Consider the following 21,296-nt stretch of genomic DNA (forward strand, 5'->3'; position numbering starts at 1 on the left):
GACTCGACGGGGACGGACACGTTCACGTACAAGGTGCGCGACAACCTCGGCAAGGAGGGCACGGCGACGGTCACCGTCGGCATCGCGCCCACCGAGCAGGTCAACCAGTCGCCGTACGCGGTGAAGGACGCCGTCGTCGTGCGGCCGGGGCGCGAGGTCGCGGTGCCGGTGCTCGCGAACGACTCCGACCCCGAGGGCGACAAGATCGCGCTCGTCAAGAACGGCATCACTCCGCCCAAGGACGTCCCCGGCTTCGGGGCGCGCGTCTCCGGCGACCGGATTCTCGTGCAGGCACCGGATTCCGAGGTCGAGACATCGCTGCAGTACACGATCGTCGACGAGCGGGGCGCGGAGGCCACTGCGGTGCTGCAGGTCACCGTCGACGAGGACGTGCCGCTGCTGTTCCCGATCGCCCGGGACGACCGCGTGAAGAGCGAGGACGTCAAGGACGGCGTGAACGTCGACCTCGACGTGCTGGCCAACGATGAGGATCCGGACGGCACGACGGATTCGTTGAAGCTGGTCGTCGAGGAGGGCGGCACGGTGGTCAAGGACCGCAAGGTCCGGGTGAAGATCGGCGATGCCCGCCAGCTGGTCAAGTACACGCTGACGGATCAGGACGACCAGACCACCTCGGCCTTCATCTACGTTCCCGCGCTGGCCGACCTGCGTCCGACAGTCGATTCGTCGAAGTCCATCGAGGTGATCAGCGGTGAGACCGTCGAGGTTCCCCTCGACGACTACGTGACCGTGGCCGGCGGCGGCTCCGTGGTGATCACCGAGGCGGAGAAGGTCTCGGCGACGCACGCCAACGGCGACAACCTCATCAAGGATGAGCGCACGCTGGTGTACACATCCGTCGCGGGCTACTTCGGCGCGGATGCGCTCAGCTTCGAGGTGACCGACGGCACGGGACCGGATGACCCGAAGGGCCGCAAGGCCACGCTGTCTATCCCGATCACGGTGCTTCCCCCGGACAACCAGCAGCCGACGTTCACGCGCGGTCAGCTGAACGTCGCCCCCGGCGAGGACGCGGTCTCGATCGACCTCGCCGAGTTGACGGACGACCCGGACCCCGCCGATCGAGGCAAGCACGAGTTCACCTACGTCGGCGGTGCCAGTGACGGCATCACCGCGCGGATGGACGGTACCGACCTCCTGGTCGAGGCCTCCTCGAAGACGCCGAAGGGCACGGTCGCGACCCTCACGGTCCGCGTCACGGACGGCGAGACCGAGCCGATCGAGGGCACGGTCGAGGTGACGGTGACGGCGTCCACCAGGGCTCTGGCGACGGCGAACACCGACACGTTCCCCGAGGCGAACCAGGGCGAGAAGATCACCGTCCCCGTGCTCGCGAACGACTTCAACCCGTTCGAGGACAAGGGCGACCTGCGTCTGCTCTCCGCCGCAGTGGAGACCGGCAACGGCAAGGCGAACGTCGTCGGCGACAAGGTCGACGTGACGCCGGACGCGAAGTTCGTCGGCAGCATGACCGTCCGCTACCGGATCGGTGACGCGACGGAGGACCCCGATCGCGAGGTCGACGGCCTGATCGTCCTGACCGTGCAGGGCAAGCCGGATGCCCCGGGTGTTCCCACCGTGTCGAGTGTGCAGGACCGCACTGTCGTGCTGTCCTGGTCTCCTCCGGCGAACAACGGCGCCGAGATCACCGAGTACACGGTGCGCTCCGTGCAGGGGAACTCCTACGAGCGGAAGTGCGAGTCGACGACCTGCACCCTGGACGGCCTGACGAACAACGTCAAGTACCTGTTCCAGGTGACCGCGACGAACCGCGTCGGTGAGTCGGATCCCTCGCCGTCGTCGGCCGAGGCCCGGCCCGATGCGCGTCCGGACACCCCTGCGGCTCCGACGATGGTGTTCGGCGACAAGGAGCTGAAGATCTCGTGGGTGACTCCGTCGACCCCCGGTTCGCCGGTCGAGTACTACACGCTCGAGCTCTCGGGCGGCGTGGGAGCCGGTCAGAAGACGCAGATCACCGGCAACTCCTACACGTGGACGGGGCTGGAGAACGGCACCGAGTACACGGTGCGGATCCGGGCGCACAACCTCGCCCCCGATCCGTCGAGCTGGAGTCCTTCGTCACTCGGTGAGATCCCGGCCGGGCCTCCGGCGGCACCGGCCGCGCCGACCACGGCAGAGATGACCCCGGTCGGGGACCGTGCCCAGATGCAGGTCTCGTGGGTCGCGCCGAACGACAACGGCGACGCGATCGACGGCTACCGGCTGCAGGTGATCAACGGGTCCACCGTCAAGCAGACCATCTCGGTCGCGGCGGGCAAGACCTCTCAGGCCGTGGTCGTCGACACCTCGACGACGGCGTACACCTACAAGGTCCAGGCGCAGAACAAGGCCGGATGGGGCGACCTGAGCCCGGCATCCGCTCCGCGCCGCGCCGCGATCAAGCCGGACACCCCCGCCACTCCGAAGATCAAGAGCTATGGCGACAAGCACCTGGTTGTGGACCCGAACTCGTACAGGCTGACCGAGTCGCAGCTCAACGGCGCGACGACGGGCGAGACCACGTACCAGTACAACGTCGGCGGCGGCTGGAAGAGCGACTGGGACGGCTCCAAGATCGACCCGCTCAACAACGGCACCAGCTACTCGGTGCGTGTCCGCGCGGTCGCCACTGTCGGCGGGAAGCAGTACATCAGCGACCAGTCCGGAGCATCCGCCGGTGTGGTGCCGTTCGGCATCCCGCCGAAGCCGAACGTCACCGCGAGGAACAACGGCACCACGGTGACGTTCACGTGGAGCCCGAACGGCGACAACGGCGCAAGCATCACCAATGCGCGGTACAGCATCAACGGCGGGGGCTGGCAGGACGCAGCCAACAGCGGCAGCGGTCAGTACACGACGCCGAGCGCCTATGAGACGACGTACTCGATCCGAGTGCAGGTGTACAACAAGGCCGGCTGGTCGGCCGACGGAACAGCATCCGCCCGCACGAACGACAGGCCGCCGCCCCCGGACCCGCCCAGGGCCTGGGTGACCAACGGAGCATACGTCGGGTCCTCGGACTGCGCGGACGGCTGCCACAAGTTCCACCTGAACACGAACAGCACCTTCCCGTCCGGGAGCCACTCCGTCCGCTGCTACAGCAACGCCTTCCCCGACGGCTGGAGCACCAACACCTACAGCTTCGGGGCGAACGCCAGCTTCGACCTGTGGTGCCACCACGGCAACATGCTTCGGGAACCTCCGAACCAGGTCTGGGTCACGATCGATGGCAAGGCGTACGAAAAACGAGACTGGTAGCGGCGCGACCGCCGCATGGTGCCCCAGCACCACAGCATCCGATATCCACACGTAAGGAAACTCCCCACTCATGACGATGACCCCCGAACAGGCGGCGTGGTTCCAGGGCACCTTCAACCGCCTCGTCGACAACGTCGACAAGGCGCTGCAGGGCAAGAGCGAGATCGTGAGCCTGGTGCTCGCCTCGATGCTCGCCGAGGGGCACGTGCTCCTCGAGGACGCACCGGGCACCGGCAAGACCAGCCTCGCCAAGGCGCTGGCCGCAACCGTGCAGGGCACGAGCGCCCGCATCCAGTTCACGCCCGACCTGCTGCCGTCCGATGTGACCGGCGTCACGATCTACGACCAGCAGGCGCACCGCTTCGAGTTCCACCGCGGACCGATCTTCGCCTCGATCGTCCTCGCGGACGAGATCAACCGCGCCTCGCCGAAGACCCAGTCGGCACTGCTGGAGGTCATGGAGGAGTCGCGCGTCACGGTCGACGGCGTCACGCATGAGACCGGCCGCCCGTTCCTCGTGATCGCGACCCAGAACCCCGTCGAGCAGGCCGGAACCTACAAGCTGCCCGAGGCACAGCTGGACCGCTTCCTGATCAAGACGTCGATCGGCTACCCGGACCTCGCGGTGACGGAGAGCATCCTGGCCGGGGCGTCGGACCGCAACCCGTCGGCGAGCCTGTCCGCGATCATCACGACCAGCGCGGTCGCCGACATGGCAGACCTCGCGGCATCCGCGCATGTCGAGCCCGCCGTGCTGCGCTACGTCGCCGAGCTCGCCGAGGCGACCCGCAACGACAGCAGCGTGCGCCTGGGCGTCTCCGTTCGTGGCGCCATCGCCATGGTCCGCATCGCGAAGGTCTGGGCGGCCGCGCACGGACGCCACTACGTCCTCCCCGACGACATCAAGACTCTCGCCCCCGCGGTGTGGCAGCACCGTCTGCTGCTGGATGCAGAGGCCGAGTTCGCCGGCACCACTTCCGCCGTCGTGATCTCGCGGGTCCTGGACTCCGTGGCGGCGCCGCAGGCGCGAACGGCGGCGTGATGGCGTCGGAGACTCTTCCCGCCGCTCCGTCGACCACCCGACGAGACGCCGGCTGGCGGGACATCGCGGCGGTCGTCGGATCGCGGATCGGGGCGCGTCTCCGGCTCATCCTGTCCGCCGTGCGCCCGCTGGCGTGGGTGCTCATCGGGCTGGCACTGACCCTGTGGGTCATCGGCCTGATGCTGGGCTGGTGGGAGCTCACGGTCGCCGCGATGATCATCACGGTCACTGTGGCGCTGTGCGCGCTTTTCCTGATCGGGCGGACGGAGTACGACGTCGCGCTGGATCTCGCCCGCACCCGTGTCGTCGTGGGCGAGCGCGCGGTCGGCGCGCTGACCCTCTCCAACGGCAGCAACCGGGCAATCCTGCCCTCGCGCGTCGTCCTTCCGGTGGGATCGGGGCGCGGTGAGTTCGGCATCCAGCGACTGGCACCGGGCCAGAAGGCTGAGGAGCTCTTCGCGATCCCCACGCAGAAGCGCAGCGTCGTGAAGGTCGGTCCGGTCAGCGTGGTCCGCGGTGATCCGCTGGGCCTGTTCGAGCGCGCCCACCGGCGCGATGAGCCCGTCGACCTGTACGTCCACCCGCGCACCGTCCTCTTCGACGGGCAGTCCCTGGGCTTCCTGCGCGACCTGGAGGGGATGCCGGCGGCGGATCTCTCCCGCGACGACGTGTCCTTCCACGCTCTGCTGGAGTATCAGCCCGGTGATGACCTGCGCCACGTGCACTGGCGCTCGACCGCACGCACCGGCACGATGATGGTGCGTCAGTTCGAGGAGACCCGGCGCTCGCACTTCGTCATCGGACTGTCCCGAAACACCGCGGAGTACGCCGAGGACGAGGAGTTCGAGCGCGCCGTGTCGATCGCCGGCTCCGTCGGCCTGCGCGCTCTGCGCGACTCGCAGCGCGTCGACCTGCGGGTGCAGGGCAAGGACCTGCCTGCGGGCACCGGAAAGCAGCTGCTGGACTCGCTGTCCACGGTCGAGCTCTCCAAGCCGAAGGCCGGCGGTCTGGTCGAGCTCGCCGGCGTCCTCGCCGCCACCATGGCGCTCGCCAGCTTCGTCGTGCTCGTGACCGGCTCGAAGACCAGCACCGAGGACCTCAGGGCCGCGTGCGCGCGCGTGCCGTTCGGGGCCCGCGCCCTGGCGATCGTCGTCGATCTGCGCGCCGAGAACCCGACGCTGCGACGCATCGGCGATGCCGACGTCGTCACCGTCGCCGCACTCGAGCAGCTGCCCATCGCCCTGCAGAAGGTGCTCGCATGACCCCGTCCCGCATCAGCCCCCGGCGCTGGATCCTCGACCTCACGGCCTCGGCTCTTCTGCTCGCGGTCGCCGTCGTCGGCTTCTGGCCCACCTTCGCCGGCCCCTCCTACCTCCCCGCCGCGGTCGGCGCCGTCATCCTCGGACTCGGCATCGCCGCGGTCAGCGCCTGGCGCCGCTGGGGCATCCTGATCATCGCCGGTCTCACGATCGCCGCCTACTTCGTCTTCGGCGGGGCGCTCGCGCTGCCGCACACGACGATCGCGGGCGTCGTGCCGACGCTGGACACCCTGCAGAAGCTGGCGCTGGGCTCCATCACCTCCTGGAAGCAGCTGCTGACCACGGTGGCTCCGGTCGCGGTGACCGACGGACACGCGCTCGTGCCGTTCCTGCTGCTGCTCGTCGCCAGCGTGCTCACCGGTTCGCTCGCGCTGCGGCTGAACAACGGGGGCTGGGCGCTGATCCCCGCCGGGTTCGCGGTCGGGTTCGGCATCGCGCTCGGCGTCCCCTCGCCTGCGGCCCCCATCGCGCAGGGCGTCGTCTTCGCGCTCGTCAGCGTCGGCTGGCTGGCGCTGCGGCAGATCTGGGCGCCGCAGAACGCGGCCGTCTCGGTCAGCGAGGTCGATCCCACGCGCGCCTCCCAGATGCGCTGGCGGCGTGTCGGAGCCGGCGCCGCGGTGCTCGTGGTGGCGGCAGGCGCCGGTGTCGCGACCAGCGCGTTCGCCCATCCTTCCGAGCCCAGGCACGTGTTCCGCGACACGATCGTGCCGCCGTTCAACATCCGCGAGTACCCCAGCCCGCTGCAGTCGTACCGCAAGTATGTGCGCGATGATCTGGACAACACGCTCTTCACCGTCCGGGGCCTGCCGGAGGGCGCCCGGATGCGCCTCGCGGCGATGGACGACTTCAACGGCCAGGTCTACAACGTCTCGGATGCCGGCAACGGCTCCTCCGGTGCGTTCACGCCGCTGCGCGGCAACATGTCGGTGGATGCCGAGGGCGAGCGCGCGACGCTCAAGGTCGAGATCAAGGATTACGACCAGGTCTGGATCCCCACTGCCGGGCAGGTCAACGAGCTGGAGTTCACCGGTGACCGCGCCGAGCAGCTGCGCCGCACGACCTACTACAACGAGTCCAGCGCCACGGCGATCACGACCACCCCGCTCGCCGAGGGCGACTCCTACACCCTCGAGACGACGCTCCCCGCAGAGCGCGACGACAAGAGCCTCGGCGACGCGAAGTTCGGGTCGGTCGCGATGCCGAAGCAGTCCGACGTGCCCGAGGAGCTCTCCGGGCTGGCGGCCGACGTCACCGAAGAGGCGGAGACGCCGATCGAGAAGGTCGCCGCGCTGGAGGTGTTCCTCGCCGAGGGCGGCTTCTTCAGCCACGGTCTTGAGGGAGAGGTCATCTCCCGCGCCGGACACACGTCGGAGCGCATCTCGACGCTCATCGGCGGCGACCAGATGATCGGCGACGACGAGCAGTACGCCGTCGCGATGACGCTGCTCGCCCGCGAACTCGACATCCCGGCCCGCGTCGTCATGGGCTTCTACCCCGACGAGGAGCAGGCGGGCGCGGCATCGTTCCAGGCCAACGGCGACACGCTGCACGCCTGGGTCGAGGTCAACTTCGCCGGGCACGGCTGGGTCGCGTTCGACCCGACCCCGCCGGAGGACAAGGTCCCCAACGATCAGAACACCAAGCCCCGCGCGGATCCCAAGCCGCAGGTGCTGCAGCCGCCGCCCCCGCCGCAGGAGCCGGTGGACCTGCCGCCGACGCTGCCAGACGACCGTGAGCCGGAGGACGACGCGGCGAACATCTGGGGCATCATCGGCCTGATCCTCGCGATCGGAGGCATCTCGCTCGGTGTGATCGCCCTGCTGGCCTCGCCGTTCATCGTGATCGGCGCCTGGAAGGCCGCGCGCCGCCGCAGCCGCCGCAACGCGGAGCGCACCTCGGATCGCATCAGCGGCGGCTGGGACGAGCTGACCGATCGCGCCAGCGACTACGGCGCGCACACCGCGCCGGGCGCGACCCGGGCCGAGGACGCGACGGCCGTCGCCTCCACGCTCGCCGTTCCCGCCGTCACGGCGCTGGCGGATCGCGCCGACGCACAGGTGTTCGGCCCGTCGGATCCGACGCCCGAGGACGTCGACGCGTTCTGGCGCGAGGTCGACGGCATCGTCGCCGGCATGGGAGCCGAGGCCGGCTTCTGGCGACGGCTGCGTGCACGTCTGAGCCTGCGCTCTCTGCTCGGCGGCGGCGTGATGGCGTCGAAGCTGGGCGAGCTGAAGGATGCCGCGACCGCGCGCGTCCGCCGCGAAGGTGGCACCATCGACAAGAACACCTCCGCATCCCCCGAAACATCTGCAGCACCCGAGAAGACTGCAGGACCCGAGAGCGAGACGACATGACGATGCTGCCCTTCGGACAGGTCGCGCCGGTGAACCGGCGAGTGCTGGCCTACGTCGTGGACGCCCTGATCGCGGCGGGGCTCGCGATCGTCCTGACGATCGTCGTGGCCGTGATCGCCGTGTCCGCCGGACCCGAGGGATACCTCACCGCGTACGCGGTCGGCATGGGGGTCATGTCGCTGGTGATGCTGGCATGGCTGATCGTCTACACGGCGATGCAGGGCGGCGCGGGATCGATCGGGATGCGCGCGCAGGGCCTGCGCCTGGCGCGTGCCGGCGACGGCGCACCGCTCGGCTTCGGCAAGGCGCTGCTGCGCAACCTGGTCTTCGGGGTGACCGCCTGGATCGTGGTCGGGTACTTCTCGCCGCTGTTCGACGGCTCCGGCCGGTTCCAGGGCTGGCACGACAAGGCCGCGGGCGCGCTGATGCTGGATGCCAGGGTCCCGGCTGGTCCCGCAGCCCCTGTCCCTCCGGCACCGCAGACGTCGGCGATGCCTGCCGCCCCCACCTCGGCGATGCAGATCCCGCCCCGTCCGCCGCTGCCCGGAGCAGCCGCGCCGGTGCCTCCGGTGCCCGCGCCGGCCGCCCCGGTGCCACCCGCGCCGGTTCCGCCCGCCGCCGGCGTCGCGGACCTCGATGAGACCGTCGTCGCGCCGACGCCGCCGGCTGCTCCGGCATCCGCCGCTGCGCCCGAGTCGTTGATCGCCTTCGTCCCCGGCGTCACCCGCGACTCGGCGCCGGCCGAGCCGGTCGTCGCCCCTGTACCGCCCGTCGTCGACGCCCACGTGGCCCCTGCAGCGCCGGTGCGTCCCGACCCGGAGCCGACGCCGGAGCCGGTGCAGCCGCTCGATCCGGACGATGTCGAGGACACCCGCATCAGCATCCCGGGCCACCGTCTGGTCTTCACCTGGGACGACGGCAGTCGTGTCACGGTGTCACGGCGGACGATCTTCGGCCGCAACCCGTCCCCCGAGGACGGCGCGGTGGTCGTGCCGGTCCGGGATGAGACGCTCTCGCTGTCCAAGACGCACTTCGAGGCGGCATCCGAGGTCTCCGGCGGCTGGATCATGGACCGCCACTCCACCAACGGCATGACGATCGTGCGCGACGGCGTGCGCATCGCGTGCACGCCGGGGGAGCGCACCCGCGTGCGCCTCGGCGACGTCATCGAGATCGGCGACCGGGTCGTCACGATCGGCGGTTACGCGTGATCCCTCCGATCGTCGTCTCCTGCGGCTGGGCCACACACGCCGGCCTTCGTCGCACGCTGAACGAGGACTCCCTTCTGGTCCAGGCGCCGCTCTTCCTGGTCGCCGACGGCATGGGCGGTCACCAGGCCGGTGAAGAGGCCAGCGCCGGCGCGATCCAGGAGTTCGCCGGTCTGGTCGGCCGGCCGGCGGTCGCGCTCGACGACGTGCGGTTCGCGATCGCACGCGCCAAGAGCCGCATCGACGCGCTGTCGGATGCCGGCACCGGCCGTGCGGGCACGACGCTCAGCGGCGTCGCCGTCGCCTCCGTCGACGGCGTCGGGTACTGGCTGGCCGTGAACATCGGCGACTCGCGCACCTACCGGCTGTCCGACGGCGAGCTCGAGCAGATCACCGTCGACCACTCGGTGGTGCAGGAGCTGATCGACGCGGGGGAGCTGCTCGAGTCCGATGCGCGCGGCGATCGCCGGCGGAACATCATCACGCGGGCGCTGGGCGCCGGCAGCACCGGCGAGGCCGACTACTGGATGCTCCCGGCGGAGACCGGCGACCGCATCCTGGTCTGCTCGGACGGGCTGTCCTCGGAGGTCGGCGATGATGTCATCGCGCAGATCCTCTCGCAGCACAGCGATCCGCAGGTCGCTGCGGATCACCTCGTCGCCGCCGCCCTGGAGCAGGGCGGTCGCGACAACATCACGGCGGTCGTCGTCGACGCCGTGCATGTCAGGACGCGCCCCGAGGGCGCAGGGGGAGACGACACCATCGACATCGACGTCGACACGCTGCCGCGTGCCGAAGCCACCGGAGGAGTGCAGTGATGCGAGCGGGATACGAGTTGGGCACCTGGTGGTCCCTGATCGGGCGCACCGGTGTGGTCGTGCTGCCGCCGGATGCCGATGACCGCCTGGTCGACGGACTCTGGGACGTGATCGAGGGCGGCGCAGGCCTGAGCGCTGTCGTGGACGTGCTGACCACGCACGTCGGCGGCGTGTTCGCGGCCATACCGCCGTTCGTCGCCGTCGTGCGCGAGGGCGCCGACGTGCGGGTCGCGGTGCGCGGGCGGGTCTCGGCCCGCGTCACCGATGCGGAGGGCGACGAGCGCACCTTCACCGGCGCCGAGGTCACCACCTGGAGCGAGCACTTCGTCCCTCGCGGTGCCGAGGCCGAACTGCTGGTCGACGAGGACGTCACAGGGCGCGTACTCCCGATCTCGCACGGCGTGATCACGGCCGCCCGCATCACGCTCGATTTCACGCAGGAGGATGCCGCGGCACCGCCGCTCCCCGACGCCGTGCTCGCGCCGGTCCCCGATGTCGCCGTCACGCCCGCTCCGGATGCCGCATTCGTGCCGGCTGAGGTGCCGGTGGTCGAGGAGCCGGTCGCTGAGGAGCCGGTCGCCGAGGAGCCGGTCGCCGAGGAGCCGGTGGTCGCGGAGCCGGTCGTGGCGGAGCCGGTGATCACCGCGCAGGACGAGGCCGACATCGTGCCCGAGCCGGAGATCCTGCCGGAGCCGGAGCCGGAGCCGGAGCCGGAGCCGGAGCCGGAGCCGCAGCCCGTCGCCGAGCCGGAGCCCGAACCGCACCCGCAGACCGATCCGTTCGCCACGCTCGGACTCACCGACGTGCTGGAGGAGGACGTCGAGTCCACCATCGTCAGCCCGGCATCGCTCGCAGCCCCTGTGCCGCCCGCCCCGCCGGCGCCCCCGGCCGACGGCGACCACGACGGCGCGACGATCTCGCTCGCGCAACTGCGCGCGATGCGCGGCGAGGGCGTGGTGCCTCCGCCTCCGCCGGCCCCTGTGGCGCCGGACGCCGCCACGGCGGTGCTCGACGTCCCGGCATCCACACGCGGCCGCATCCGCATGTCCACAGGCCAGGTCGTCGAGCTCGACCGTCCGGTGATCATCGGCCGCCGGCCGCGTTCGACGCGCGCCAGCGGAGACAACCTGCCGCACCTGATCGCCGTCGACAGCCCGCAGCAGGACATCTCGCGCAACCACCTGGAGATCCGTCCCGAGGCCGGCGCCTGCGTCGTGATCGACCTGCACACCACCAACGGCTCGACGCTCCTGCGCACCGGTGCGGACCCGGTGCGCCTGCACCCGGGCGAGCAGAACGTCGTGGTCAGTGGCGACACGGTCGACCTCGGCGACGGGGTGACGATCACGTTCGAGGATCTGCCGTGAGCCGTCCGCCGTCCGCGCCGCCCGCGCTTCCGGGCTTCACCTACCTCGATCCGCTGGGCACCGGCGGGTTCGCCGACGTGTTCCTGTATGAGCAGGAGATGCCGCGCCGCAAGGTCGCGGTGAAGGTGCTGCTCGCCGATCGCATCACCGGCAGCGCGGTGAAGGAGTTCACCGACGAGGCGAACGTGATGGCGATGCTGTCCACGCATCCCGCGATCGTCACGATCTATCAGGCGGGCGTCGCCGGCGACGGCCGGCCGTACCTGGTGATGGAGTACTGCCCCAGGCCGAACCTGCAGCTGCGCGCCCGCCGCGAGCGCTTCTCGGTCGCAGAGGCGCTGCGCGTCGGCATCCAGGTCGCTGGTGCGGTCGAGACCGCGCATCGCGCGGGCGTGCTGCACCGCGACATCAAGCCGGCCAACATCCTCGTCACCGAGTACAACCGTCCTGCGCTGACCGACTTCGGCATCGCCTCGACCACCCAGGGCGTCGGCGAGGCGACCGGCATGTCGATCCCGTGGTCGCCGCCCGAGTCGTTCGCCGACCCGCCCTCGGCGACGCCGCGATCCGATGTCTGGGCGCTGGGCGCGACGATCTACACGCTGCTCACCGGCCGTTCCCCGTTCGAACAGCCCGGTGGTCGTAATTCCGGCGCCGATCTGATCGAGCGGATCGAACGCTCTCCGCTGCCCTCGCTGGGCCGCGCCGATGCGCCCGGCAGCCTGCAGTCGGCGCTCGAGAAGTCGATGGCGAAGAATCCGGCGGATCGGTACCCGAGCGCCGTCGCGTTCGCCCGAGCGCTGCAGAAGGTGCAGATCGAGCTCTCGCACTCGGTCACCCCGGTCGACATCGTCGACGATCAGCCGCACGACGGCGGCGTCGACGAGGACGACGACGGTCTGACCCGGGTCCGCGAGATCGTCAGCATCGACCCGACCCGGCCGTCCGCGACGACCGAGCGCAAGATTCCGGCCCCCGCGATCTCGTTCGGCGACGTGCCCGCCGGCACTCCCGCGTTCACGGCCGCTCCCGCTCTGGACGCATCCGCCCTGGAGGCGACCGTCCAGCGCGGCGTGCCGGCGGATGCCGCGCCCGTCGCATCCGCAGACGAGGACGACGATCGCACGATGCTGCGCGCTCCGCGCGTGCTCACACCGCACGCCACCGAGCCGCAGCAGGCTCAGCCGACGGCACCCGCCGTCGCAGACGAGCCGCAGCCCGCTCGCCGCGGCATGCCGTGGTGGGGGTGGGCCGCGGCGTCCGTGGCAGTGCTCGCGCTGATCGTGGGCGGGGCGTGGTTCGTGGGCGGGGCGCTGCTGAACCAGGCGGCTCCCACGCCGGTGAAATCCGACGAGAAGCCCGTTCCGCAGGATCCGATCTCAGCCCTCGTCCCCCAGGTCGGGGACCTGACCGGCGTGCGTCAGGGCGATCAGGTGGTCTTCACCTGGACCAACCCGGATCCGCAGGACGGCGACACGTACATCTGGCAGCCGGTGACGCTCGAGGGGCCCGGCGACGCCGCGACCACCGAGCAGACGACGGTGAGCGTCCCGGCACAGGCGTCGGGGGCCACCTGCATCGAAGTGGTGCTCCGCCGCGACAAGGGGCAGAGCTCGGATCCGGTGCGGGAGTGCACGCCATGACCGACGAGGAACTGGAGACCGGGGCCCAGCCGATCCTGAAGCCGGCGCCGCCGGGACAGGTCACGGTGGAGTTCGCGGGCGAGTACTTCCCGGTGCTCGCCGGAGGCCGCTTCACGGTCGGTCGCGAGGGGGATCTCGCGATCGACGACAATCTGTTCCTGCACCGGCACTTCCTCGACATCTCCGAGGAGCAGGGACTGTGGTGGCTGACGAACGTCGGTACGCGGCTGTCCGCCTCGGTGACGGACGCCTCCGGCGGCGTGCAGGCGTGGCTGTCGCCTGGTGCCCGGCTGCCGCTGGTGTTCGCGCGCACGACGATCGTGTTCTCCGCGGGGCCCACGACCTACGAACTGGTGGTGCACTCGGCGCAGCCGAAGTTCCGCCCGGTGCGCCAGGAGCTCCTCGACGGCGATTCGACCATCGGGGAGGTGCCGCTCACCCTCAGCCAGAAGCTGCTGGTGGTGGCACTCGCCGAGCCGATGCTGCGCCGTGACGGCACCGGGATGAGCGCCATCCCCTCCTCGGCGGCTGCCGCGGAGCGGCTGGGGTGGACCGTGACGCGGTTCAACCGCAAGCTCGACAACGTGTGCGACAAGTTCGACCGCATCGGCGTGCCCGGTATGCGCGGCGGAGTCCGCTCGGGCGCCACGAACAGACGTGCGCGGCTGGTCGAGTACGCGGTCACCTCGCGGCTGGTGACCCGCGACGACCTGCCGCTGCTCGACCAGGATCACGAGACGGAATCGGAGAACGACGCGGAATGATCTGGGAGGTCGACAGCGGAGAGAAGGCGATCGAGGGACTCGACGCGCAGGGGCGTCCCGACCCTGGCTACGCGAAGGCGCTCGGGCTCGTCCCGGCACGGAGCGGGATGCGGGTGCTCTCGACCCTCACCGAACTCGTGCTCGCGGTGCTGCTGGCGCTGCCGGCCACCCTCGTGCTCACGCCGATCGCGCTGTCGATCACGGCGGGAACCTTCGATCCCGCCGCCTTCGGGAAGCGCGGAGACCTGATCTGGCTGCTCGTCGCGGTCATCGCCTCGAACGTGCTGGTGACCGCCTACACGCTCGTGCAGCTGATCCTGCACGGACGCAAGGGCGTGACGCTGGGCAAGGCGATCTTCGGCATCCGCTCCGTGAACGTGCGCACGCTGGAGCGACCGGGGTTCTGGCGGGGCGCGGTGGTGCGGTACTTGATCCTCGGTGCGTCGTTCATCGTCCCCCTGATCGGCCCGCTGCTGGTGATCGTGATCTCGCCGTTCCTCGACTCCGAGCGTCGTGGTCGCGGCTGGCCCGACCTCGTCGCGGCGACCTGGTTCATCGACGTGCGACGGGGCCTCGACCCCTACGACGTCAAGCGGATGCGCATCGCGCGCAAGCAGCAGACCGTCACCCTGCACGAGGAGAAGGCGCCGCTGCCCTCGCTCGCGACAGCGGTGGATCGCCCCGGCACCGCCGAGTACGTGCCGACCGGCCGGTTCTCGGGCGGAGTGCTCGGCGCCCGCAGGCTGAACGGAGCGACGGATGCCGCTCCCGCTGCGCCGTCCTCGGGCGGCGGGCTGGCCACACCCCAGGGCCAGGCCCCGGCTCCGACCCCCGCTCCGGCGTGGACTCCGGCTTCCGGTGCCCCGCAGTCGCAGGGGCCCGCGCCGTTCGCGCCGGCCGGCACCGCGGCGGCGATGGGAATGATCACGGGAGTCCCCTCGCTGAAGCCGCAGGCGGACGGAGCGGCGCCCGCCGCACCGGCACCGGTCGTGCCCGCACAGGCGCCGACTTCGGCACCGACCCCGGAAGCACGGCCATCGGCGGCGACGCCCGCGCCCGCGCCCGCGACACCCGCACCGGCCGCGCCAGCGCCTGCCGCCTCAACGCCGGTCGCGCCAGCGACTGCCGCGCCCGCGCCCGCCGCCTCCACGCCGGCCGCCTCCGCGCCCGCCGCACCGGCGCCCGCCGCGGCAGCGCCGGCCGCCGCGACCCCGCCCGCCCCTGCGCCCGCCGCCGCGGCACCCGTTTCCGGCGAGACGCGCATCCCCGCAGAGACCCTGATTCCGGTGGAGACCGTCGCGCCCGAGGAGGCCTCGCCCGCCGCCGCAGCATCCGCGTCCGCAGCATCCGCCGCCGCAGCATCCGCGTCTCCGGCATCCGCCGCCGCCGGCCGGACGCCGACCGGCGGCACGTCGGCATCGGTGCCGCGCGCGGTGCTGGTGCTCGACACCGGCGAGCGCATCGAGGTGCGGGCGACCGTGCTGATCGGGCGCTCCCCGAAGCCGGCCGACGGCGAGGGCTCCGTGCAGCTGGTGCCGCTGGCCGACGACAGCCGCTCGGTGTCGAAGACGCATCTGGCGATCATGCCGACCCGTCGTGGTCTGCTCGCGGTGGACCGCGGGTCCACGAACGGCTCCGCCGTGCTGCGCGGCGGTGTCGAGACCGCGCTCGCACCGGGGCAGCCGCAGCCGCTCACCGCTGGTGACGGCGTGCGCTTCGGCGACCGGATGCTGCGGGTCGAGCAGCTGTGATCGCCCGTCTGCACACATCACTCCCCGACACATCAGAGGATGAACGATGAGGGTCAAGCTCACCCTGCGCCGTCCCGGCGCCCCGCTCACCGACATCGTGGTGATGACGGACTCGACTGCCACGGTCGCGGATGTCGCCCGGCAGATCGCCGTGGCCGATCCGCAGCGCAGCATCCGCGTGGGAGCCGGTGACACGCTGACCCTCTCGGTGGCGCCGCCGACGAGCGACTCTCCCGAGGTGCTCAATCCCGACCTCGTGGTCGGCGACGCGCCGCTGGGCTCAGGCTTCCTCGCCGAGGTCGTGAACCTCGGCCCCGACCGCGTCGCGACCGGGTTCGGCAGCGCGCGCCCCGTGGCCCTGCTCACCGCTCTCAGCGGTCCGGCCGCGGGACGGGAATTCCCGTTGCCGCACGGGCATTTCATGATCGGTCGCGACCCGTCCAGCGACGTGCACCTCTCCGATCCACTGGTGTCGAAGCGGCATGCGCGCATCGAGATCGGGCCCGGCTTCGTCGAGGTCGTGGACCTCAACTCCGCGAACGGCATCCTGGTCGACGGCGGCCTGGTGCAGCGTCTGCGCGTCATCCCCGGTCAGCCCTTCACGATCGGCGACGGCGAGCTCGTCGTGCACCTGGTGGGCGACTACGACGGCTCCGCCGCCGAGAAGGACCCGATCCTGGAGCGCGGCGGGGCCCTGCTGTTCAACCGCAGCCCGCGCGTCGAGGCGCGCTTCGTCGGCGAGGAGCTCGACGAGCCGCGTTACCCGCGCGACCAGGTGCAGCGTCTGTTCCCCTGGCCGATGCTCGTCGCGCCGATCCTGCTCGCCGTGACGATGTGGGCGGTCACAGGTCGTGTGCTCTCGCTGCTCATGGCGGCGGCCTCGCCGATGATGATGTTCGGAAACTTCATCTCGCAGAAGACCAACCTCGGCCAGCGCCTGGGCAAGGAGTCCGAGCTGTTCGAGCAGCAGTACGAACGCCTCGAGGAGAAGCTCTACAACGCGGTGCCGCGCGAGCGCGAGGTGCGACAGAACGAGGTGCCCCCCGTGGGCGTCGTGTTCGACGAGGCGATGCGCCTCGGGCCGATGCTGTGGACCCGCCGCCCCGAGCACTGGAACTTCCTCGCTGTGCGGCTGGGCACCTGCACCGACCGTTCCCGCACCCAGATCAAGCGCACCGAGACACCGGAGGCACTGCCGGAGTACGTCGAGCGCGTGGATCGGCTCGAGGAGCGCTACCGGCTGATCACGGATGTTCCGGTGCTGGAGTCGCTGCAGAGCGTGGGCTCCCTCGGTGTCGCAGGTCCCACGGCCTTCGCCGCCGATGCGCTGCGCGGGCTGGCCGTGCAGCTGTTCGGCATGCATTCGCCGAACGAGCTCGTCACGGTCGCGCTCACCGAGCCGGGCTGGGCGCAGGAGCTGGACTGGCTGAAGTGGCTGCCGCACACCTCCAGCGAGCGCAACCCGTTCAAGGAGATGCCGCTCGCCGACTCCGCCTCCACGGGCAACGCGCTGCTCAGCGGCCTGGAGGAGATCGTGATGCGCCGGTCGAAGGCGGCCAGCGCCCCGCGCCCGCCGTACGGCGATGACTGGGATCCGATGATGTACGGCACCGACGTGAAGCGCGCCGCCGAGGATGCCACGTTCCCCGGGCAGACCGCGGTGCTGGTGATCGTGACCGACGACGCCCCGGTCGATCGGGCCCGCCTGACGCAGGTGCTCGAGCGCGGCGCCGACGTCGGCGTCTACGGACTCTTCGTCGCGCCGGTCGTCGAGGCGCTGCCCGCCGTGTGCAGGTCCTTCCTCGACGTCACGACGGGGTTGGATGCCGCGACGGTGGGCACCGTGCGCAGCGGTCGCGACCACCGCGACGTGGCGGTCGAGGGTGTCTCGCACGCCTACATGACGATGTTCGCCAAGCGCCTCGCGCCGGTGGTGGACTCCAGCACCGTGGTGGAGGACTCGTCCGACATCCCGAACTCGGTGATGTTCCTGTCGCTGGTCGGCAGCGACCTGGCCGAGGACCCGAACGCGGTGATCGACCGCTGGCGGCAGAACAACACGATCATCGACCGCTCCGGTGCGCCGCAGCCGCGGCTGAAGAAGGCCGGCAACCTGCGCGCCATCATCGGCCAGTCGCAGACCGACGCCATGACCCTCGACCTGCGTCTGCAGGGCCCGCACGCGCTCGTCGGCGGCACCACCGGTGCCGGCAAGTCGGAATTCCTGCAGGCCTGGGTGCTCGGCATGGCCGCCGCGCACAGCCCCGACCGCGTCACGTTCCTGTTCGTGGACTACAAGGGCGGCTCGGCCTTCGCCGACTGCGTCGACCTGCCGCACACGGTCGGCCTGGTGACCGACCTCAGCCCGCACCTCGTGCGCCGCGCGCTCACCAGCCTGCGCGCCGAGCTGCACCACCGCGAGCACCTGTTCAACCGCAAGAAGGCCAAGGATCTTCTCGAGCTCGAGAAGCGCCGTGACCCCGACACCCCGCCCGCGCTCGTGCTCGTCATCGACGAGTTCGCGGCGCTCGCCGGCGAGGTCCCCGAGTTCGTGGACGGCGTGGTCGACATCGCCCAGCGCGGCCGCTCGCTCGGCATCCACCTGATCATGGCCACGCAGCGCCCCGCCGGCGTGATCAAGGACAACCTACGCGCGAACACGAACCTGCGCGTCGCGCTGCGCATGGCCGACGAGTCCGACTCGAAGGACGTCGTGGACGATCCGGTGGCGGCGAGCTTCTCGCCGTCGATCCCCGGCCGCGGCATCGCGAAGACCGGCCCTGGCCGCCTGGTGCCGTTCCAGTCGGCGTACGCCGGCGGATGGTCCAGCGACGAGGTGCAGGCGGCGGACGTCAAGGTCGCGGAGCTGCGCTTCGGATCGATCCAGCTCTGGGAGCCCGAGCAGGCACCCGAGTCGGACTCGCACGACGAGGACCTCGGCCCGAACGACCAGAAGCGCATCGTCGCCACGCTGGTGAAGGCCGCAGCCCAGGCATCCATCCCGGCCCCGCGCCGGCCGTGGCTCGACGACCTGGAGCAGGCCGTCGACCTGCGCGACCTGCCGGTGCTGGGCGACGGGCAGATCCTGCTCGGCAAGCAGGACGTGCCCGAGCGGCAGCTGCAGGAGTCCGCGTACTTCCTGCCCGACAAGGACGGCTCGCTGCTGATCTACGGCACGAGCGGCGCCGGCAAATCGACGGTGCTGCGCACCATGGCGATCGCTGCCGGGTATCAGGCCTCTTCGCAGGTCGAGGTGTACGGGCTGGACTTCGGTTCCGGTGCGCTGAAGAGCCTGGAGATCCTGCCGCACGTCGGCTCGATCATCTCGGGCGACGACGCCGAGCGCGTGCAGCGCATCCTGCGCTCGCTCGCCCGGATCCTGGACGACCGCGGCAAGCGGTTCAGCGCGGCCAACGCGGCCAGCCTGACCGAGTACCGCGAGATCACCGGGCGGGACGAGTCCCGCATCCTGTTCCTCGTCGACGGCTTCCCGCAGTTCCGCTCCGAGTGGGAGTCGACGACGGCGCGGATGCCGTTCTATCAGACGTTCATGCGGATCCTCGGCGAGGGTCGTCCCTTGGGCGTGCACGTGATCGCCAGCGCCGACCGGGCGGGCTCCGTGCCGACCGCGGTCAGCGCGAACGTCTCGCGCCGCGTGGTGCTCCGGCTCGCCGATGAGAGCGGCTATGCGATGCTGAACGCCCCGAAGGACGTGCTCGACGAGCGCTCCGCACCGGGCCGCGCGATCGTCGACGGCCGGGAGACGCAGATCGCCACGCTCGGAGGCACCCCGAACGTCGCCGAGCAGACCAAGCTGCTCGAGCAGCTCGCGGCAGAGCTGCGGGCGACCGGCGCCCGCGAGGTCGCCGAGATCGGCTCGCTGCCCACCAGGCTCGCGCTGCGCGACCTGCCGGACCGTGCAGACGACATGCCGGTGCTGGGTGTCGCGGAGGACACGCTCGCCGCGCGCGGCTTCGACCCTGTGGGCACCTTCGTGGTCGCCGGGCCCCCGCTGTCGGGCAAGACCAACGCGCTCAAGGCGATCATCACCTCGGTGCGCCGCTTCGACCCCGAGGTCAAGCTGTTCCACTTCGGAGGACGCCGCGCGGTGCTGAAGGACTGGGTGGACTGGACGCGCAGCGCCGTCACACCGGACGACGCGAAGGAACTGGCGAAGGAGATCACCGAGATCGCCGGCGACGAGTCCGTGCCGGTGCGCATGCTGATCGTCATCGAGGACGTGCCGCAGTTCGCGGACAGCCCGGCCGAGCGCGACATGAAGGCGATGTTCCAGGCGATCAACCGCAGCGACCACCTGCTCATCGGTGACGCCGATGTGACCCAGGTGACCAGCGGGTTCGGCTTCATCGGCGACTTCAAGGCCGGCCGCAAGGGCATCATCCTCAAGCCCGACGCCTTCGACGGCGACGCCGTGTTCAAGGTGCCGTTCCCGAAGGTCAAGCGCAGCGACTTCCCCGACGGCCGCGGCATCTTCGTGCAGAACGGCCGCCCGGTCACGGTGCAGCTGCCGCTGGTGGAGGGGGACCGATGGACGCCCGGTCATTGAGCGCGAGCGCCGACCTTCCCCGGATGTCGAGAAAGAGCAGACGATGACGACAGTCTTTGAAGATGCCGCGCTGCGGGCGCGTGTGGATCCGGCCCTCGCCAGGCAGGAGAGCCGGGAGCGTGTCGTCCGTGAGGGACGTCAGTTCGGCGTCGTCGTCGGCTCTGGGTGGGTCATCCTCCAGTCGGTCGTGCTGGTCGTCGGCGCGGGTGTCCTCGCTGCGCTGGCGGTCCTGGTCGTGCAGCTCATGTCGGGTGCTGACGGCGCCGATGCGACGACATTCGTGCTCGCCGCGCTCATGGTGGTTCCTCTCGCCGTGGCGAGGATCCGTTCGCACCTCCGTGGTCCGCGTGAACGCGAGGCTGAGGAGTACCGCCTTGCCCGGTTCGCCGAGGCGAACGGTCTCTCCTATGAGACAGGTCAGCTCGACCCGGAGCGGTCTGCCGCGCTGTTCGGAGTGGGGACGTCGCGTGTGGCGACGGACATCATCGGAGGCGCTGCACCGCGCCCCTTCGAAGTCGCCAACTACTCGTTCGACACCTGGGCTGCGCGAGCCCGCCTGCCACGAGCGGCGAACTACGTCGCGTTCGAATCCCGCGGCGTCCTCCCCGCGATGACCATCAAGACGAAGGCTCCCGTCGCCTCGTCTGCGTGGGAACCCGCCGCGCCGCAGGAGCGAGTGCAGATCGAGGGGGAGTTCGCGTCGCGCTTCGAGGTCTTCACTGCGCGCGCCACGGCCGATGCCGTGCGTCACCTGCTCTCAGCGGAGGTGCAGGCCGCGATCACGGCGCTCGCCGCCCCGTGCGACATCGAGGTCACCGACGATCGAGTGTTCGTGATCGCCCGCCGTCATCTGTCGATGACCGATCCCACGTATTGGGAATGGGTCGCCGACCTCGCATCGCTCGTCGCTCTCATCGAGGGGCGAGGACGCGGGGAGCAGGTCGTGGCCTTCGAAGATGCCGATTCGGCGCGCAGCACGCGACGAGAGGCGCTGTTCGCGGCTCCCCGTGCCGGCCGCGCCGGGGTCATCGGATGCCTGATCCCTCTGGTCATCGGGCTCGCCGCCGCGGCCCTGATCACGAGGATCGCGTTGGGATAGCTTTCGGTGTCACAAGTCCGCGGCATGGGTAGTTGTCCCCATCGACTGTTTTCGAGGGTGTCTCGTAGGGTGGTTGTTGTCGGGC

The 21,296-nt window shown here is 70.7% G+C and carries 12 protein-coding genes; all 12 read left to right on the plus strand.

Annotation, left to right across the window (positions count from 1 at the left end; genetic code table 11):
* Positions 1-3,279, plus strand: a 3,279-nt coding sequence (locus GON06_RS18365; protein ID WP_198346776.1) for a fibronectin type III domain-containing protein, incomplete at its 5' end; no start/stop codon positions are given.
* Positions 3,280-3,349: 70 nt separating this feature from the next.
* Positions 3,350-4,321: an AAA family ATPase gene (locus tag GON06_RS18370; protein ID WP_116241237.1), complete on the plus strand. Its 972-nt coding sequence runs from the start codon at positions 3,350-3,352 to the stop codon at positions 4,319-4,321.
* Positions 4,321-5,583 carry a DUF58 domain-containing protein gene (locus GON06_RS18375; RefSeq protein ID WP_157313867.1) on the plus strand — a complete coding sequence of 421 codons (1,263 nt, stop codon included), beginning with the start codon at positions 4,321-4,323 and terminating at the stop codon, positions 5,581-5,583. Before GON06_RS18370 ends, GON06_RS18375 begins: the two co-directional genes overlap by 1 nt.
* Positions 5,580-7,994, plus strand: coding sequence for a transglutaminase-like domain-containing protein (locus GON06_RS18380; protein WP_157313868.1), 2,415 nt, complete (start codon positions 5,580-5,582; stop codon positions 7,992-7,994). The genes GON06_RS18375 and GON06_RS18380 overlap by 4 nt, the downstream gene beginning before the upstream one ends.
* A complete protein-coding gene (locus tag GON06_RS18385; protein ID WP_157313869.1) occupies positions 7,991-9,205 on the plus strand; it encodes an RDD family protein in 1,215 nt (404 codons plus the stop codon). Before GON06_RS18380 ends, GON06_RS18385 begins: the two co-directional genes overlap by 4 nt.
* The gene (locus GON06_RS18390) at positions 9,202-10,020 is read left to right on the plus strand and encodes a PP2C family protein-serine/threonine phosphatase (RefSeq protein WP_332837725.1); all 819 of its coding nucleotides are present in this window, start codon (positions 9,202-9,204) and stop codon (positions 10,018-10,020) included. The genes GON06_RS18385 and GON06_RS18390 overlap by 4 nt, the downstream gene beginning before the upstream one ends.
* Positions 10,020-11,387: an FHA domain-containing protein gene (locus tag GON06_RS18395; protein WP_157313870.1), complete on the plus strand. Its 1,368-nt coding sequence runs from the start codon at positions 10,020-10,022 to the stop codon at positions 11,385-11,387. Before GON06_RS18390 ends, GON06_RS18395 begins: the two co-directional genes overlap by 1 nt.
* Positions 11,384-13,030: a serine/threonine-protein kinase gene (locus tag GON06_RS18400; protein ID WP_332837726.1), complete on the plus strand. Its 1,647-nt coding sequence runs from the start codon at positions 11,384-11,386 to the stop codon at positions 13,028-13,030. The genes GON06_RS18395 and GON06_RS18400 overlap by 4 nt, the downstream gene beginning before the upstream one ends.
* The gene (locus GON06_RS18405) at positions 13,027-13,794 is read left to right on the plus strand and encodes a hypothetical protein (RefSeq protein ID WP_157313871.1); all 768 of its coding nucleotides are present in this window, start codon (positions 13,027-13,029) and stop codon (positions 13,792-13,794) included. Before GON06_RS18400 ends, GON06_RS18405 begins: the two co-directional genes overlap by 4 nt.
* Positions 13,791-15,545: an RDD family protein gene (locus tag GON06_RS18410; protein ID WP_157313872.1), complete on the plus strand. Its 1,755-nt coding sequence runs from the start codon at positions 13,791-13,793 to the stop codon at positions 15,543-15,545. Before GON06_RS18405 ends, GON06_RS18410 begins: the two co-directional genes overlap by 4 nt.
* A gap of 46 nt (positions 15,546-15,591) precedes the next feature.
* Positions 15,592-20,112, plus strand: coding sequence for an FtsK/SpoIIIE domain-containing protein (locus tag GON06_RS18415; protein ID WP_157313873.1), 4,521 nt, complete (start codon positions 15,592-15,594; stop codon positions 20,110-20,112).
* 43 nt (positions 20,113-20,155) lie between these two features.
* Positions 20,156-21,211, plus strand: coding sequence for a hypothetical protein (locus GON06_RS18420; RefSeq protein ID WP_157313874.1), 1,056 nt, complete (start codon positions 20,156-20,158; stop codon positions 21,209-21,211).
* The last annotated feature ends 85 nt before the right edge of the window (positions 21,212-21,296 follow it).

This window comes from Microbacterium sp. MAH-37, from assembly GCF_009758255.1.
In the GTDB taxonomy this organism is placed as follows: domain Bacteria; phylum Actinomycetota; class Actinomycetes; order Actinomycetales; family Microbacteriaceae; genus Microbacterium.

Excerpts from the sequence above, each read along its gene's own strand:
- GON06_RS18375 (WP_157313867.1), top strand. The coding sequence starts at position 4,321 with ATGGCGTCGGAGACTCTTCCCGCCGCTCCGTCGACCACCCGACGAGAC.
- GON06_RS18385 (WP_157313869.1), top strand. The coding sequence starts at position 7,991 with ATGACGATGCTGCCCTTCGGACAGGTCGCGCCGGTGAACCGGCGAGTG.
- GON06_RS18405 (WP_157313871.1), top strand. The coding sequence starts at position 13,027 with ATGACCGACGAGGAACTGGAGACCGGGGCCCAGCCGATCCTGAAGCCG.
- GON06_RS18415 (WP_157313873.1), top strand. The coding sequence starts at position 15,592 with ATGAGGGTCAAGCTCACCCTGCGCCGTCCCGGCGCCCCGCTCACCGAC.
- GON06_RS18410 (WP_157313872.1), top strand. The coding sequence starts at position 13,791 with ATGATCTGGGAGGTCGACAGCGGAGAGAAGGCGATCGAGGGACTCGAC.
- GON06_RS18380 (WP_157313868.1), top strand. The coding sequence starts at position 5,580 with ATGACCCCGTCCCGCATCAGCCCCCGGCGCTGGATCCTCGACCTCACG.
- GON06_RS18420 (WP_157313874.1), top strand. The coding sequence starts at position 20,156 with ATGACGACAGTCTTTGAAGATGCCGCGCTGCGGGCGCGTGTGGATCCG.
- GON06_RS18370 (WP_116241237.1), top strand. The coding sequence starts at position 3,350 with ATGACGATGACCCCCGAACAGGCGGCGTGGTTCCAGGGCACCTTCAAC.
- GON06_RS18395 (WP_157313870.1), top strand. The coding sequence starts at position 10,020 with ATGCGAGCGGGATACGAGTTGGGCACCTGGTGGTCCCTGATCGGGCGC.